12 protein-coding genes are annotated in these 16,662 nt (G+C 65.7%); 10 read left to right on the top strand and 2 right to left on the bottom strand.

What is annotated here, in order from left to right; all coding sequences use genetic code 11:
• Nucleotides 1-32: 32 nt before the first annotated feature.
• From IE126_RS03510 to IE126_RS03490, 5 genes are read left to right on the top strand one after another with little or no spacing between them, the layout of a single operon-like run.
• The gene (locus IE126_RS03510; protein WP_054302348.1) at nt 33-905 is read left to right on the top strand and encodes a branched-chain amino acid ABC transporter permease; all 873 of its coding nucleotides are present in this window, start codon (nt 33-35) and stop codon (nt 903-905) included.
• 4 nt (nt 906-909) lie between these two features.
• On the top strand, nt 910-1,866 hold the full coding sequence (locus IE126_RS03505; protein ID WP_108128184.1) for a branched-chain amino acid ABC transporter permease: 957 nt from the start codon (nt 910-912) through the stop codon (nt 1,864-1,866).
• Nucleotides 1,863-2,639, top strand: a complete 777-nt coding sequence (locus IE126_RS03500) for an ABC transporter ATP-binding protein (RefSeq protein WP_054302346.1) — start codon at nt 1,863-1,865, stop codon at nt 2,637-2,639. The genes IE126_RS03505 and IE126_RS03500 overlap by 4 nt, the downstream gene beginning before the upstream one ends.
• Nucleotides 2,626-3,327 (top strand): ABC transporter ATP-binding protein, encoded by a 702-nt coding sequence (locus IE126_RS03495; protein ID WP_119134368.1) that lies wholly within the window; start codon nt 2,626-2,628, stop codon nt 3,325-3,327. Before IE126_RS03500 ends, IE126_RS03495 begins: the two co-directional genes overlap by 14 nt.
• Before the next feature lies 1 nt (nt 3,328).
• A complete protein-coding gene (locus tag IE126_RS03490) occupies nt 3,329-5,272 on the top strand; it encodes a 3-hydroxyacyl-CoA dehydrogenase NAD-binding domain-containing protein (protein ID WP_189380166.1) in 1,944 nt (647 codons plus the stop codon).
• A gap of 7 nt (nt 5,273-5,279) precedes the next feature.
• Here IE126_RS03490 and IE126_RS03485 read toward each other — a convergent pair whose 3' ends face one another.
• Together IE126_RS03485 and IE126_RS03480 are read right to left on the bottom strand one after the other, a co-directional pair.
• On the bottom strand, nt 5,280-8,150 hold the full coding sequence (locus tag IE126_RS03485) for a PAS domain-containing protein (RefSeq protein WP_189380165.1): 2,871 nt from the start codon (nt 8,148-8,150) through the stop codon (nt 5,280-5,282).
• A gap of 90 nt (nt 8,151-8,240) precedes the next feature.
• Nucleotides 8,241-9,158 carry a LysR family transcriptional regulator gene (locus IE126_RS03480; protein ID WP_108128187.1) on the bottom strand — a complete coding sequence of 306 codons (918 nt, stop codon included), beginning with the start codon at nt 9,156-9,158 and terminating at the stop codon, nt 8,241-8,243.
• Nucleotides 9,159-9,258: 100 nt separating this feature from the next.
• On the opposite strand from IE126_RS03480, the gene IE126_RS03475 reads away from it, so the two are divergent.
• From IE126_RS03475 to IE126_RS03455, 5 genes are all read left to right on the top strand, one after another.
• On the top strand, nt 9,259-10,467 hold the full coding sequence (locus IE126_RS03475) for an acyl-CoA dehydrogenase (RefSeq protein ID WP_054302341.1): 1,209 nt from the start codon (nt 9,259-9,261) through the stop codon (nt 10,465-10,467).
• Between the two features lie 67 nt (nt 10,468-10,534).
• Complete coding sequence (locus tag IE126_RS03470) at nt 10,535-12,718, top strand: thiamine pyrophosphate-dependent enzyme (protein WP_189380164.1); 2,184 nt, start codon at nt 10,535-10,537, stop codon at nt 12,716-12,718.
• Nucleotides 12,715-13,746, top strand: coding sequence for an ACP S-malonyltransferase (locus IE126_RS03465; protein ID WP_189380163.1), 1,032 nt, complete (start codon nt 12,715-12,717; stop codon nt 13,744-13,746). Before IE126_RS03470 ends, IE126_RS03465 begins: the two co-directional genes overlap by 4 nt.
• A 1-nt stretch (nt 13,747) precedes the next feature.
• Nucleotides 13,748-15,247 carry an L-piperidine-6-carboxylate dehydrogenase gene (gene amaB / locus IE126_RS03460; RefSeq protein ID WP_108128190.1) on the top strand — a complete coding sequence of 500 codons (1,500 nt, stop codon included), beginning with the start codon at nt 13,748-13,750 and terminating at the stop codon, nt 15,245-15,247.
• Nucleotides 15,248-15,403: 156 nt separating this feature from the next.
• Nucleotides 15,404-16,483, top strand: a complete 1,080-nt coding sequence (locus IE126_RS03455) for a saccharopine dehydrogenase family protein (protein ID WP_108128191.1) — start codon at nt 15,404-15,406, stop codon at nt 16,481-16,483.
• Nucleotides 16,484-16,662: the final 179 nt, after the last annotated feature.

Raw genomic sequence — 16,662 nt, 5'->3', positions numbered from 1 at the left:
CCGCGATCCCTGCCAGCCGGAGAGCCTCCTGCATGTCGGAACTATTGCAATTCCTCTTTTCCGGGGTGACGGTCGGCGCGGTCTATGCGCTTGTCGCGCTGGGCTTCACGATCATCTACAACGCCTCGGATGTGGTGAACTTCGCCCAGGGCGAGTTTGTCATGCTGGGTGGCATGGCCACGGTTTTCGCCCATGCCGCGGGGCTGCCGCTGCCGCTGGCGGCGCTGGTCGCCATCGTCGGCACCGCTGCCGTGGGGGTGGCGCTGAACCGGCTGGCGATCGAGCCCGCGCGCGGCGCGCCGGTCGTGTCGCTGATCATCATCACCATCGGCGCCTCGATCTTCATTCGCGGTGCGGCGCAACTGGTATTTGATAAGCAAATCCATACTTTCCCGGCCTTTTCGGGGGACGATCCGATCCGCATTCTGGGCGCGACGATCCTGCCGCAAAGCCTGTGGGTCATCGCGGGGGCGGTGCTGGTTTTCGTGGCGCTCTGGCTGTTCTTCACCCGAACGCTCTTGGGGCGGGCAGTGCTGGCGACCTCGAACAACCGGCTGGCGGCGCAGCTTGTGGGCATCAACACCAATTTCGTGATGACGCTTTCCTTTGCGCTGTCGGCGGGCATCGGGGCCCTGGCAGGTGTTCTGGTGACGCCGATCACGCTGACCTCGTATGACGTCGGTCTGACGCTGGCCCTGAAGGGCTTTGCCGCCGCCATGCTGGGCGGCATGGGCAACCCTAAGGGCGCGCTGGCGGGCGGGCTGCTGCTGGGCCTCCTGGAGGCGATGACGGCGGGCTACCTGAGTTCGCAATACAAGGATGCGGCGGCTTTCGTGGTCATCCTCGCGGTGCTGTTCCTGATGCCGCAGGGCCTGTTCGGCCGCAAATCCACGGATCGGGTGTGACGCCATGAAACTGACCCCGAAAACCGCAACCCTTCTGGTGCTGGCCGCGCTTGTGGCGATCACTCCGTTCTTCTTCCCTTCGGGCTACTACTACCGCGTGGGCGCCCTGATCTTCGTCAATGGGCTTGCCGTGACCGGCATCGTGATCCTGACCGGCTATGCCGGACAGGTGAGCCTTGGCCACGCCGGGTTCGCCGGGATCGGCGGCTATGCCTGCGCATTGGCGCCGGTGCATCTGGGCCTGCATCCCGCGCTGGCCGTGGTGCTGGGCGCGGTGATGTCCGCCGCGCTGGCCTGGCTGGTCGGGCGCCCGATCCTGCGGCTGAAAGGCTATTACCTGGGTGTTGCCTCGCTGGGTATGGGCATCCTGATTTCCATGGTGCTGAACAACGAACGCTGGCTGACGCGCGGCCCTGACGGGATCGACGTGCCCGACCTCGGCCTGCGCGGCGTGCTGAAGGACTGGGGCCTGAACCTGTCGAACGGCGAGTTCTGGTATTTCTTCAGCGGCATCGTGATGATCCTCGGCGCATGGGCCGCGCTGAACCTGCATCAAAGCCCGACCGGCCGCGCCCTGCGTGCGCTGCACGGGTCTGAAATCGCCGCCCGCACTGTGGGTGTGGATGTCAGCCGCCTGAAGCTCCAGGCCTTCGTGATCTCGGCGGTCTATGCCTCCGTTTCCGGCTCGCTGCTGGCCCTGCAAAACAAGTTCATCACCCCCGATGTCGCGGGCTTCATGCACTCGATCGAGATGGTGACCATGGCGGTTCTGGGCGGCGCGGGTTCGGTGCTGGGCGCGATCTTCGGCGCGGGCATCCTGACGCTGCTGCCGCAGGTTCTGACCGTCTTCGCCGAATACGAACAGATGGTGCTGGGTCTGGTGATGATGCTGGTGATGATCTTCCTGCGGGAGGGGCTTCTGCCTTCGATCCTGCGCAAGCTGCGGGGGACCGGGGAATGAGCCTTCTTGACATCAAGGGTCTTGGCATCACCTTCGGTGGCCTGCGCGCGGTGAACGAGGTCAGCTTTTCGGTCAATCCCGGTGAGATCGTCTCGGTCATCGGGCCGAACGGTGCGGGGAAGACCACGCTGTTCAACATGATTTCGGGCGTCTATCTGCCCGGCGCGGGACAGGTGGTGCTGAACGGCGAGGATGTGACGGGCATGCGCCCCGATCTTCTGGCCCGGCGCGGCATGAGCCGGACCTTCCAGAACCTGCAAATCTTTCAAAGCATGACGGTGCTGGAAAATGCGATTTCCGGCTATCACCTGCAGGAACGCGGGCCGGTGCTGGCCGATCTTCTGGGCCTGCCTTCGTCGCGGCGGCGCTCAAAGGCGGCCGAGGAAGGCGCGCGGGCGCTGCTGGCGCGGGTGGGGCTGGAACGCGCTGCCGAACGCGAGGCGGGGAACCTGTCTTACGGCGCGCTGAAACGGCTGGAGATTGCGCGCGCGCTGGCGCTGAACCCCAAGGTTCTGTTGCTGGACGAACCCGCCGCAGGCTGCAATGCCGTGGAAACCGAGGAGATCGACCACCTGATCGCGGAGGTCGCCAAATCCGGCGTGGCGATCCTGCTGGTGGAGCATGACATGAAGATGGTCATGCGGATTTCCAGTCACATCGTGGTGCTGGACCATGGCGAGAAGATCGCCGAGGGCGACCCGGCCACGGTCAGCCGCGACCCGGCGGTGATCGCGGCCTATCTGGGAACGGAGGCCGAGAATGCTGACGGTTGAAGGGCTGCGCTCGCGCTACGGGCGCATCGAGGTGCTGCATGGCATCGACCTGCATGTGGACAGCGGCGAGATCGTCACCGTGGTCGGCGCCAATGGCGCGGGCAAGACGACGCTGCTGCGCTGCCTGTCGGGCGTGCAGCCGGTCACGGGCGGCAGCATCACCTTTCGCGGTGAGGCGCTGACCCCGGTGCCCGCCTACAAGCGGCTGAAACGCGGTCTCGCGCAATCGCCCGAGGGGCGGCAGATCTTCACCAATCTGACGGTGGAGGAAAACCTGCGGCTTGGCGCCTTCCTGTTCTCGGATGACCGGGTGGAAAAGGACATGGAAGACGCCTTCCAGATGTTCCCGATCCTGAAGGAAAAGCGCAATCTGGCGGCGGGTGGCCTGTCAGGTGGCCAGCAGCAGATGCTTGCCATGGCGCGGGCGCTGATGGGGCGGCCGTCCTGCCTGCTGCTGGATGAACCCTCGATGGGTCTGGCGCCCATTGTCGTGCAGCAGATCTTTGACGTGGTGAAGGGTCTGAAGGCGCTGAACGTCACTGTCCTGCTGGTCGAACAGAATGCCTTCGGTGCCTTGAAGATTGCGGATCGTGGCTATGTGATGGAAACAGGGCATATCACCATGAGCGGGACGGCGGCCGAGCTGATCGCCGATCCGCGCATCCGCGAAGCCTATCTGGGGATCTGAGATGAGCGTTGTAAGCATCGAACGCGAGGGCGAAATCGCCGTCGTCACCGTGGACAATCCGCCGGTCAACGCGCTGGGTCAGGCGCTGCGGCAGGGGCTGTGGGATGCGGTGGCCACGCTGGACGCCGACCCGGATGTGCGGGCGGTGGTGCTGATCTGCGCGGGCCGCACCTTCATCGCCGGGGCCGATGTGCGCGAATTCGGCAAGCCGCCGGTCGAGCCGCATCTGCCCGATGTGGTGAACCGGATCGAGGGTGCGGTGAAGCCCTGGGTCGCCGCCATTCATGGCAGCGCGCTGGGCGGCGGGTTCGAGGTGGCACTGGGCTGCCGCTTCCGGGTGGCACTGGATGGTGCTTCGGTCGGCCTGCCCGAAGTGGGGCTGGGCATCGTGCCGGGGGCTTCCGGCACGGTGCGCACACCGCGCGTGGCAGGGGCTGCGGCGGCGGTGGATCTGGTGACGACCGGCAAGCCTGTGAAGGCCGCGAAGGCGCAGGCGATGGGGCTGGTTGATGCGGTGCTGTCCGGCGATCTGCGCGAAGGCGCCATCGCCTTCGCACGAGCCGCGCTGGAGGCCCCGCTGCCGCTGCCCGCCTCGGAACGTCCTGTCACCGATCCGGCGGCGGCGTTCTGGGCCGAACAGCAGGCGGCGGTTGCCAAGCGGGCGAAGGGCGAGGCCGCCCCGCTGAGCGCGCTTGCCTGCGTGCAGAAGGCTGTTCAGGCGCCCTTTGCCGAAGCGCTGGCCTTTGAACGTGCCACCTTCCTTGACCTGCGCGGCTCTGATCAGGCTGCCGCGCTGCGCCATGTGTTTTTCGCCGAACGTGCCGCGCCGCGACCGGCGCATCTGGGCGAGGCCAAGCCCTTGCCCCTGCGCAATGCCGGGGTGATCGGCGGTGGGACCATGGGGGCGGGTATCGCCGCAGCACTGCGCGATGCGGGCCTTCCGGTCGTGCTGATCGAGCGCGATGCCGAGGCGCTGGCGCGCGGGCTTGCCAACCTGCAAACCATCTTCGACGGCGGGGTCAAACGCGGCAAGCTGACGCCCGAACAGGCGGCGGCGCGTATGGCAGGCGTCACCGGCGCCACCGATTACGCTGCGCTTGCCGACACCGATCTGGTGATCGAGGCGGTATTCGAGGAGATCGGCGTGAAACGCGCGGTCTTTGCCGACCTTGCCCGCCATTGCCGGGCCGATGCGGTGCTGGCGACCAATACCTCCTACCTCGATCCGCGCGCGATTGCCGAAGGGCTTGCGAACCCCGGTCGCTTCATCGGGCTGCATTTCTTCAGCCCGGCCAATGTGATGAAACTGCTGGAAATCGTGCCGACACCCGAGACCGCGCCGGAAACGCTGGCCACCGGCTTTGCGCTGGCGCGGGCGCTGGGCAAGATTCCGGTGCAGGCGGGCATCTGCGAGGGCTTTATCGGCAACCGCATCCTCAAACGCTATCGCGCTGCCGCCGAAGCGCTGGTGCGGCAGGGCGTGGCGATTGCCGAAGTTGATGCGGCCATGCGCGGCTTCGGTTTTGCTATGGGGCCTTTCGAGGCGCAGGATCTGGGCGGGCTCGACATTGCCTTCCTGCAACGCGAGGGCGCGCGGGCGGCAGGGCAGGACGTGCCGGAAACGCTGGGCGACCTGCTGGTGCGCGCGGGTCGCAAGGGGCAGAAAACCGGCGGTGGCTGGTATGATTATGCGCCGGGCGACCGCAAGCCGCAGGCATCGGCCAGGGTGGCCGAGGTGCTGGCGGCTGCCATCACCGCCGGACCGGCGCTGGATCATGCGGCCATTGCCGAACGGCTTGTCGGTGAGATGGCCGCCGAGGGGGAGGCGATCCTTGCGGAGGGTATCGCGCTCAGCCCGTCCGACATCGACCTTGTGGAAATCCACGGCTACGGCTTCCCGCGCTGGCGTGGCGGGCCGATGCATTACACCGCCCGCAAGGGCTGATGAACCTTCAGGGGCGGGGCGCTGCATCCCCATGCAGCGCCTCGTGCAGCCGCAGCCCGAGGTCGCGGCGCCGGTAGGGCTTCGACAGGAGTCTTGCACCGGAAACGAGACTGCCGCGCCGCAGGATCGCATTTTCCGAATAGCCCGAGGTGAACAGGATCTTCAGCCCCGGAAAATCGGCCAGCACACGTTCGGCCAGCACCAGCCCGTTCATCTCACCCGGCATCACCACATCGGTGAACAGCAGGCTCACATCCCCGGCAGCGCGGATCGCCTCCAGCGCAGCGGCGCCATCCGCGACAGCGGTGACGCGATAGCCAAGGCTTTCGACCAGCCGCGCCACATGCGGGCGAAGCGCGGGATCATCCTCGGCCACGACCACATGCTGACCGGCCCCCATGGGAATGGCCTCTGCCGGGTCTGCGAGCGAGCCGACATGGGCCTCTGATCCCTGGCGACTGCGCGGCAGATACAGCCGGACGGTGGTGCCCTGTCCCGCCTCACTGTAAAGCGTGACATGGCCGCCCGACTGACTGACGAAACCATGCACCATCGACAGACCAAGCCCGGAGCCGCGCCCGACGGGCTTGGTGGTAAAGAAGGGGTCGAAAGCCCGCGCCGCGACGTCCGGCAGCATGCCTGTGCCGGAATCGGTGATCGACAGCCGCAGAAACTCGCCCGTCTGCGCGTCGGGATTGGCGGCGGCATAGCTGCTGTCCACCACGCAGTTTTCGGCCTCGATGACGAGATCGCCGCCGTCGGGCATCGCATCGCCGGCATTGACAGCAAGGTTCAGAAGCGCGGTCTGCAATTGCGTCGGATCTGCCTCGACCGGCCAGAGGTCATCGGGTGTGACGACCGAAAGCCGGATATAGGCGGGCAGGGTACGGGTCAGCATGCAGCGCAATTCGGTCAGAACGCTGGCGCTGGCCAGTGCGCGCGGGGCAAGCGGCTGACGGCGGGCAAAGGCCAGCAGGCTGCGCACCAGTTCTGCGCCGCGTTCGGCGGCCTGCACGACCTGCGCTGCCGGGGCCTGCGTTTCGGCATCCTCAGCCGTATCCGCCAGCAGTTCGGCATTGGCCAGAATGACCGACAGCAGGTTGTTGAAATCATGCGCCACCCCGCCGGTCAGCTTGCCCAGGGCCTCCAGCCGCTGCGCCTGTTGCAGCTTGGCGGCAAGCTCCACCTCATCGGTGATATCCTCGATTGCCCCCACGATACGAAAGGCCTCGCCCTCGTCATCGCGCAGGGCCAGCGCACGGTCGCGGACATGGGCATAGCTGCCGTCCGAGCGGCGCAGCCTGTATTCGGCGCGCCAGTCCTCGCGCCGTCCGGCGATGAAAGTGCGGAACTGGCGCAGAACCTGCGGCGCATCCTCGGGATGCAGCGACTGTGTCCAGATACCGGGCGACGGCTGCTCGCCTTCCCATTCGGCGCCGAAGATCGCCACCGCGCCTTCGCTGTAAAGTACGGTGCCCGCGCGCAGGTCAATTTCATACACGACATCGGAGGCCAGCCGCAGCACCGCGCGCAGGCGTTCCCCCTCTTCGCGCAGGCGCGTGACATCGACGATGGAGCCTATCAGCCGGTGCAACCGGCCATCCGGGCGGCGCTGGGCCAGTGCGCGGTCGATAACATGCGCCACCGATCCGTCACCCCGGATCACCCGGTAGGCATATTCCCAGCGGTCATCCCCGCGCGTGATCGCCGTATCGCGCAGATGCAGGATACGGGGCAGGTCGTCAGGGTGGATCGCCGCGCGCCAGCTGCCCGGACCGGATGCCGGGGCAAACGGGTCCAGCCCGAAGGTGCGGCTGTAGCTTTCGCTGCGCCAGGTGCGGCCGGTCTCCGGCTCCCAGGAATAGATCACATCCTGCGAAGCCTCGGCCGCGAGGCGAAAGCGTTCCTGCCCCTCGCGCAGCGCAGTCATGTCGACCATCGAGCCGACGCTGCGCAGTGCGCGACCGTCGGCATCGCGCAGGAACCGTGCGCGGTCGACGACCCAGACATAGCTGCCGTCGGCGCGGGAAAAGCGGTATTCCTCGGTCCAGTGGTCATCGGCTCCTGTTCGGGCCGCTTCAAAGCGTTCGCGCAGGCGTGGCGCATCCTCGGGGTGCACGCGCGACAGCCACCAGTCTGTCTTTTCGACGCCGGGCACATCGGCATGGCCGTATTGCCGGAACAGCGCGTCACTCCACCAGATCTTGTCTTCGACAAGATCGTGGATGAACAACACATCGGTTGAGGCCGAGGTGGCAAGCTGAAACCGGGCCTCGGCCTCGTGGACGGCGCTGACGTCGATCATCGTGCCGATCATGCGGCGGGCCTGCCCGGCCTCGTCGCGCAACAGGAAACCCCGGTCGATCACATGGGCTGCCGTGCCATCGGCGCGCAGAAAACGATAGGCCTCCTCCCATGTCTCCAGATCGGGGGGGACGGGCGACAGGACGGCGGCGGCGATGCGCGGGCGATCCTCGGGGTGGATGCGGCCCAGCCAGTTCTGCACCGTGCCGGGGAATTGGGTGGTATCATAGCCCATCGCCTTCGTGGCATGGGCAAACCAGTCCAGACGGCCGCTTGTCATGTCCCAGTCGAACATCACATGCCCGGCGGCACGCAAGGCAATGCCCGCGCGGTTCTCATGCCCGCATTGCGCGACAAGGATTGAGCGGCGCCTGTCGTTCAGCTGTAAGGGCAAGGTCCAGCAGGTGATGGCAAGCCGCCTGTTCACCGCCCCGATCACCTCTGCCGCTGTGGCGGGGGTGAAGCCGGGGAACATGTCTTCGGCGGCGGCATTGGGGATGATGGGCCCATCTGTCGTTTCTGGCAACAGCCAGGCCGGAGCTTCGAGTGCCGCCAGATATGCCAATGCGTCCATGAAGATCGCCCCATTCAACCAGGGCGAGTATCTGCCGATTGTCGTTGAAAGGAAATCCGGTCCGGCAAGGATCTGGCATCCGTGGCGCGTTCACCACGCCAGAAGCTCTTCTGCCGCGCGGCCCGAAACCTCCTGGATCAGCCAGTCGCGGAACGCGACCAGCGGGGGGTAGTTTTCGCCGATGCCGGGCCAGACGAGGTAGTAGCTGCCGACGCTGGGCACCGGCCCGCCCCAGGCCTCGACCAGACGGCCATCGGCCAGTTCCGCCTTGGCCAGAAATTCGGGCAGCAGGGCCACGCCCATGCCGTAGATGGCCGATTGAATCATCGGTGCGAACTGATCGAACAGCATCCCCAGCGGGATCGAGGCGGATACGCCGTGGAACGAGAACCAGCTGGCCCAAGCATTCGGCCGGGTTTCCAGCTGCAAAAGCGGCAGGCCGATCAGGTCGCGCGGGCTGTCGATGGGGTGGCTGGCCAGAAAGCCCGGCGCGGCGCAGGCGATCATCCTTTCGTCGAAGAGTTTCGCAAAGCCAGCCTCGGGCCAGGTGCGATCCCCGAAATGGATGGCGGCGTCAAAGCCTTCTTCCGCGAAATCGAAGGGCCGCAGCCGGGTGCCAAGGTTGATCGTCACCCCCGGATGTGCCGCCAGAAAGCGCGGCAGCCGCGGCGCCAGCCAGCGCGTACCGAAGGTCGGCAGGATCGACAGCGCCAGCGTGCCGCCCCCGGTGGTGGATCGCACCCGCATCGAGGCGCGGCTGATCAGGTCCATCGCCTTTGCCACGTCGCGCGCATAGGCCAGCGCATTTTCGGTGGGCACCAGCCGCCGCCCCTCACGCCGGAACAGTTGTACGCCAAGCTGTGCTTCAAGGTTCTGCACAAGGCGGCTTACCGCGCCCTGCGTCAGGGCAAGGTCATGGGCGGCGGCAAGGGTCGATCCGGTGCGGATGACGGATTCGAAGGCCATCAGCAGCGAGATCGAGGGCAAAAGGCGGCGAGGAGTGGCCATGTATGCTTTCCATGCATAGGATAACGTCAATCTATCGTTATTCTGTCGGTGAACAATCCCTTATAGACATACCCAATCGCTTCACCCGAAAGGCAAAGACATGGCCCTGAAACCGAAAGACGCCCCCGACCTCGGCCGCTTCGACTGGGAAGATGCTTTCCGTCTGGAAGACCAGCTGACCGAGGACGAGCGCATGCTGCGCGATGCAGCCCGCGCCTATGCGCAGGACAAGCTGCAATCCCGTGTGATCAAGGCCTTCGCCGATGAAGAGACCGATCCGGCCATCTTCCGCGAGATGGGCGAAATGGGCCTTCTGGGCGTGACCGTGCCGGAGGAATACGGCGGGCTTGGCGCCTCCTATGTCTCGTACGGGCTGGTGGCCCGCGAGGTGGAGCGCGTCGATTCGGGCTACCGTTCGATGATGTCGGTGCAGTCGTCGCTGGTGATGTATCCGATCTACGCTTACGGCTCGGAAGAGCAGCGCATGAAATACCTGCCGAAGCTCGCCTCGGGCGAATATATCGGCTGCTTCGGCCTGACCGAGCCCGATGCCGGTTCCGACCCGGCCGGGATGAAGACCGTCGCCCGCAAGACCGCCAATGGCTATGTCCTGAACGGCGCGAAGATGTGGATTTCCAACGCACCCATAGCCGATGTCTTTGTCGTCTGGGCGAAATCCGAGGCGCATGGCGGCAAGATCCGGGGTTTCGTGCTTGAGAAAGGCATGAAAGGTCTCTCGGCACCGAAGATTGGTGGAAAGCTCTCCCTCCGCGCTTCGGTGACCGGCGAGATCGTGATGAAGGATGTCGAGGTCGGCGAAGATGCGCTGCTGCCGGGCGTCGAGGGGCTGAAAGGGCCGTTCGGCTGTCTGAACCGCGCCCGCTATGGCATCTCGTGGGGCGTGCTGGGCGCGGCCGAGTTCTGCCTGTCGGCGGCCCGCCAATATGGCCTGGACCGCAAGCAGTTCAACAAGCCCATTGCCGGAACGCAGCTTTACCAGCTGAAGCTTGCGAACATGCTGACCGAGATCAGCCTTGGCCTGCAAGCCTCGCTGCGCGTCGGCCGTCTGCTGGACGAGGCCAATGCTGCGCCCGAGATGATTTCCATCGTCAAGCGCAACAACTGCGGCAAGGCACTGGATATCGCCCGCTGGGCCCGCGACATGCACGGCGGCAACGGCATCCAGCAGGAATTCCAGGTCATCCGCCATATGGTGAACCTGGAAACGGTGAACACCTACGAAGGCACCCATGACGTGCATGCCCTGATCCTGGGCCGCGCTGTCACCGGCCTGCAAGCATTCTTCTGAGACGACGTCGGGGCGCGCGCCGATCCGCGGCGCGCGCCCCGGCCAATTATCAACAACAGGGGCCGGCATGGATCGCGCCGATATCGTTCACGACAATTTCCTGCGCCGCATCGCGTCGCGGGACTTTCCGCATGGCCGCGCTCCTTCGGGGGCGCTTTCGGCGTTTCAGGCGGTGGAAATCTACCGCGCCGCCTGTCTGAGCCGGGCGCTGGACCGGCAAAGCCGGGTGATGCAGCGGGCCGGGCAGGGGTTCTACACCATCGGCTCGTCCGGGCATGAGGGGCTGGCGGCGGTGGCTGCCGCGCTGCGCCCGACCGACATGGCTTTCCTGCATTACCGCGACGCGGCCTTCCAGATCGGCCGAAGCGCGCAGGTGCCGGGGCAAAGCATTGCCTGGGACATGCTGCTGTCCTTCGCGGCCTCCAGCGAAGACCCGATTTCCGGCGGGCGGCACAAGGTGCTGGGGTCGAAGGCGCTGAGCATTCCGCCGCAGACCTCCACCATCGCCTCGCATCTGCCGAAGGCCGTGGGCGCGGCTTATGCGGTCGGCGCCGCGCGGCGCCACCGTCCCGAACATGCCGAACTGCCCGACGATGCTATCGTCTATTGCAGCTTTGGTGATGCCTCGGCCAACCATTCCACCGCGCAGGGTGCTTTCAACACCGCGCAATGGACCTCGTATCAGTCGATCCCGCTGCCGCTGCTGTTCTGCTGCGAGGACAATGGCATCGGTATTTCCACCAAGACGCCGAAAGGCTGGATCGGGGCGAGCTTCCAGAACCGTCCGGGGCTGAAGTATTTCGCCTGTGACGGGCTGGACATCTTTGACACTTTCGCCACCGCGCAGGAGGCGGCACATTATGTGCGGACCCGGCGCAAGCCCGCCTTCCTGCATGTCCGCACCATCCGGCTTTACGGCCACGCCGGTGCCGACATGCCCACGACCTACATGCCGCGCGAGGAGGTGGAGGCCGAAGAGGCGCAGGACCCGCTGCTGCATATGGTGCGCGGGCTTGACCAGATGGGCGCGATGACGGCCGAGGCTGCCTTGCAGGTCTATACCGACACCAATGCCCGTGTGGCCCGCATCGCCGCCGAGGCCGTGACGCGCCCGCGTCTGCATGATGCGGCGGGTGTCATGGCTTCGCTGATCCCGCCGAAGCGCAATTGCGCGCCGACCAACGGGCCCTCGTCCGAGGCGCGTGCGGCGGCTTTCGGCAGCGACATGAAGCAGATGGCCGAGCCGCAGATCATGTCGCGCCTCATCAACTGGGCGCTGACCGACCTGATGCTGGCCCACCGCGAAATCGTGATGATGGGCGAGGATGTCGGTCGCAAGGGTGGCGTCTATGGCGTGACGCAGAAGTTGCAGGCCCGCTTCGGGCCGGACCGCATGATCGACACGCTGCTGGATGAACAAAGCATTCTGGGCCTTGCCATCGGCATGGCACAGAACGGCTTCATCCCGATGCCGGAAATCCAGTTCCTCGCCTATCTGCATAATGCCGAGGATCAGTTGCGCGGCGAGGCGGCGACGCTGCCCTTCTTCTCGAACGGACAATATACCAATCCGATGGTGCTGCGCATCGCGGGGCTGGGCTATCAGAAGGGCTTCGGCGGGCATTTCCACAACGACAACTCCTTCGCGGTGCTGCGTGACATTCCGGGGCTGATCCTGGCCTGCCCGTCGAACGGGGCCGATGCTGCGCGGATGCTGCGAGAATGCGTGCGGCTGGCGCGCGAGGAGCAGCGGCTGGTGGTGTTTCTGGAACCCATCGCGCTCTATCCGATGCGCGACCTGCATGGCGACAAGGATGGCGGCTGGATGTGCCGCTATCCCGACCCGTCCGAGATCATCCCCTTCGGGCAGGTGGGCACACATGGCGCGGGCGAGGATCTGGCCATCGTCACCTTCGGGAACGGGGTTTACCTTTCCCGTCAGGCCGAACCCGTGCTGGCGGCGGCGGGTATCAAAACCCGGATCGTGGATACGCGCTGGCTGTCACCGCTGCCGAAAGAGGCGCTGACGGAGGCCGTGAAGGGCGCGAAACGCATCCTGATCGTCGATGAAACCCGCCATACCGGCGGCTTTGCCGAAGCCCTGATGGCGCATTTCCACGAGGCTTGCCCCGGCACGCCGCTGTCGCGTCTGACCGCCGAGGACAGTTTCATCGCCACCGGCCCGGCCTATGCGGCCACCATGCCCTCCACCGCGCTGATCGTCGCGGCCGCGCAGGAGATGATGAAATGAAAACCGCGGTCGTGATCTGCCCCGGACGGGGCACCTATACCAAGACTGAACTGGGCGTGCTGGGCCGGCATTTCCACGACAAGGCGCTGCTGGCGAATTTCGACGCCCGCCGCGCCGCGCTGGGACAGGAAACCCTGTCGGCGCTGGATGGCGCCGCCGGCTATTCAGTGGCGAAGCACACGCGGGGCGACAATGCCAGCGCGCTGATCTATGCCGCGACGCTGGCCGATTTTCGCGCGATTGAAGGCGTGGAGGTGGTCGCCGTCACCGGCAATTCGATGGGCTGGTATTCGGCGCTGGCCTGCGGCGGCGCGCTGACGCCGGAAGGCGGGTTCGAGGTGGTCAACACCATGGGCACGCTGATGCAGGAACGGCTGATCGGCGGCCAGATCATCTATCCCTTCATGGGCGAGGACTGGCTGCCCGACCCGACCCGAAAGGCCGAGATCATGGCCGTCGTCGCAGGTATCGGCGCCCGGCCCGATCATGTGCTGGGCCTGTCGATCGATCTTGGCGGCATGTTGGTTCTGGCTGGCAACGAGGCGGGGCTGAAGGCGTTCGAAGCTGCCGAACCGCCGGTACAGGGCCGCTTTCCGATGCGGCTCGCCAATCACGCGGGCTTCCACACCGCCATGCAGGCCCCGGTGGCCGAGGCGGGGCGCGCCCGTCTGGCGCCGGGCCTGTTCGCACAACCGAAGATCCCGATGATCGACGGGCGCGGCCATATCTGGTGGCCCGGCGCCTGCGATCTGCATGCGCTGTGGGATTATACGCTGGGGCATCAGGTGGTGGAGCCTTACGACTTCACCCGCGCCATCGCCCACGCGGCGCGCGAATTCGCGCCCGACCTCTTCATCGTCACCGGCCCCGGCACCACATTGGGCGGCGCGGTGGCGCAATCGCTCATCCTCGCGGACTGGCGCGGGATGCGCAGCAAATCCGATTTCCAATCGCGGCAATCCGCCGATCCCCTTCTGGTTTCGATGGGGATGGAGGATCAACGCCGTCAGGTCACCAAGGGAGACTGATATGACCCATGCCGAAATCCTGAAGGCCAATGGCCTGAGCCAAGCCGAACTGACCGGCGGCACGCTGGCCGTGCGTTCGCCCATCGACGGCGAGGTGGTGGCTCATGTCCACGAGACCGACGCGGGTGACATGCCCGCGATCATTGCCAAATCGCAGGAAGCCTTCCGTGCCTGGCGCACCGTTCCGGCCCCGCGCCGCGGCGAACTCGTCCGCCTGCTGGGCGAAGAACTGCGCGCCAGCAAAGAGGCGCTGGGCGCGCTGGTGACGCTGGAGGCGGGCAAGATCACCTCCGAGGGTCTGGGCGAAGTGCAGGAGATGATCGACATCTGCGATTTCGCCGTCGGCCTGTCGCGGCAGATCTACGGTCTGACCATCGCGTCGGAACGTCCCTCGCACCGGATGATGGAAACCTGGCACCCGATGGGGCCTTGCGGCATCATCTCGGCCTTCAACTTCCCCGTGGCCGTGTGGTCCTGGAACGCGGCGCTGGCGCTGGTCTGCGGCGACCCGGTGATCTGGAAACCGTCCGAGAAAACCCCGCTGACCGCCATGGCCAGCATGAAGATCATGGAACGCGCGCTGGCCCGCTTTGGCGATGCACCCGAGGGGCTGGTGCAACTGGTGATCGGCGGCCCGGCCATCGGCGAGGCGCTTGTTGCGTCGAAAGACGTGCCGATCCTGTCAGCCACCGGCTCGACCCGGATGGGCGGCATCGTTGGCCCGAAGGTCGCCGCGCGCTGGGGCCGCCCGATTCTGGAGCTTGGCGGCAACAATGCGATGATCGTCGCGCCTTCAGCGGATCTGGATATGGCGGTGCGCGCCATCGCCTTTTCGGCGGTTGGCACGGCCGGTCAGCGCTGCACCACGCTGCGCCGCCTGATCGCACATAACTCGGTCCGTGCCGAACTGGTTGAGCGTCTGACCAAGGCCTATGCCAGCCTGCCCATCGGCGACCCGCGCCGCGCGACCACGCTGATCGGCCCGCTGGTCGATCATGCCAGCCGCGACCGGATGCTGGCGCAGATCGAGAAGGCCCGCGCCGAGGGTGGCACCGTCCATGGCGGCCAGACCGTGACCGAGGACGTGCCGCAGGGCGGCGCCTACGTCACCCCCGCCTTGATCGAGATGCCGCAACAGACCGACACCGTGCGCGAGGAAACCTTCGCCCCGATCCTCTATGTCATGGGCTATGACACGCTGGACGAGGCGCTGGCGATCCAGAACGACGTGCCGCAGGGCCTGTCGTCCTGCATCTTCACGCTGAACATGCGCGAGGCGGAAACCTTCCTGTCGGCCGCCGGGTCGGATTGCGGCATCGCCAATGTCAATATCGGCCCTTCGGGCGCCGAAATCGGCGGTGCCTTTGGCGGCGAGAAGGAAACCGGCGGCGGGCGCGAAAGTGGCTCGGACGCCTGGAAGGGCTATATGCGCCGCCAGACCAATACCATCAACTACGGTGCCACCCTGCCGCTGGCGCAGGGCGTGAAGTTCGACTTCTGATCACATCGGGCGGGCTGTCATTTCGACGGTCCGCCCGGCATTCTGCCGAAGAAACGCTTCACTTCGGGCGCTATGCCGGGCGCATTCGGCACTCCCCTCGGTCATTCTGCCAGATATGCGCCTCCGCAAAGGCGGAGCAGGAATGAGGTAAATACAATGTCTTTCAACAAGATCGCGGTACTGGGGCTTGGCAAGGTCGGCCATCTGGCGGCCGAGCTGCTGGTGGAAAGCGGCTTCACCGTCACCGGCATCGACGCCCGCGACACGAAGGCGGGCTTTGCGACGAAAACCGTCGACCTGTCGGATACCGCTGCGCTGAAAGCCGCACTGGAAGGGCAGGAGGCGGTGCTGTCCTGCCTGCCTTACCACCTGAACATTGGCGTCTCGACCGTCGCACATGGCCTGGGCCTGCATTACTTCGACCTGACCGAAGACGTGCCGACGACGAAACACATCCGCGAACTCGCCAAGACCTCGAAGGGTCTGATGGCGCCGCAATGTGGCCTTGCGCCGGGCTTCGTCGGGATCGTGGCCGCCGATCTGGCGAACCAGTTCGACAGCGTGCGCTCCATCAAGCTGCGCGTCGGCGCGCTGCCGCAGAACCCGACGGGCCTGCTGGGCTATGCCTTCAACTGGTCGCCCGAAGGCGTGGTGAATGAATACCTCAATGACTGCGAAGTGATCGAGGAAGGCGTGCTGAAAACCGTCTCCGCGATGGAGTGGACGGAAGCCATCTATATCGACGGGATGCAGCTTGAAGCCTTCACCACCTCGGGCGGCCTTGGCACCATGTGCGAAACCTATCTCGGCAAGATCGAGAACCTTGATTACAAGACCATGCGCTATCCGGGCCATGTGCAGCTGATGAACTTCTTCTTCCACGAGCTTCTGATGCGCGAGAACCGTGCAGAAGCCGGGCGCATCCTGACCAATGCGAAACCGCCGGTGGACGAGGATGTGGTCTATGTTCACGTCGCCGCCGAGGGCCGGGTGGATGGCCAGATGCGTCGCAAGGAATTCGTGCGCAGCTACTATCCGGTCGAGATTGGCGGCAAGTCCCGCACCGCGATCGCCTGGACCACCTCGGCCTCGGTCGTTGCGGTGATCGAGATGGTGCGCGGCGGCGCCCTGCCGCAACAGGGCTTCCTGAAGCAGGAGGACATCCCGCTGAAGCCCTATCTGGACACCCGGACCGGCCATTACTACCAGATCGGCCACCGCGCCCGTCACGCCTGAAACGCCGGTCAGGCGGAGCGCGGCCCTGCGGGGCCGCGCAAACCTTTTCATCTTCCGGCTGCGCCGGGGTGCCTCCGGCGGGAGTATTTTTGCAAGAAGCAAAGGGCCTTGCTTCTTGTCCAAATACTCATGCGACATTGCCGTTCTGATTTCGGCCGGGCAGACGCGCCCGGTTGAGT

The sequence above is a fragment of the Gemmobacter nanjingensis genome (genome assembly GCF_014652195.1).
GTDB lineage: Bacteria > Pseudomonadota > Alphaproteobacteria > Rhodobacterales > Rhodobacteraceae > Gemmobacter > Gemmobacter caeni.
The sequence above is the reverse complement of the archived record's forward strand: the minus strand, read 5'-3'. Positions and strand labels throughout refer to the sequence as shown.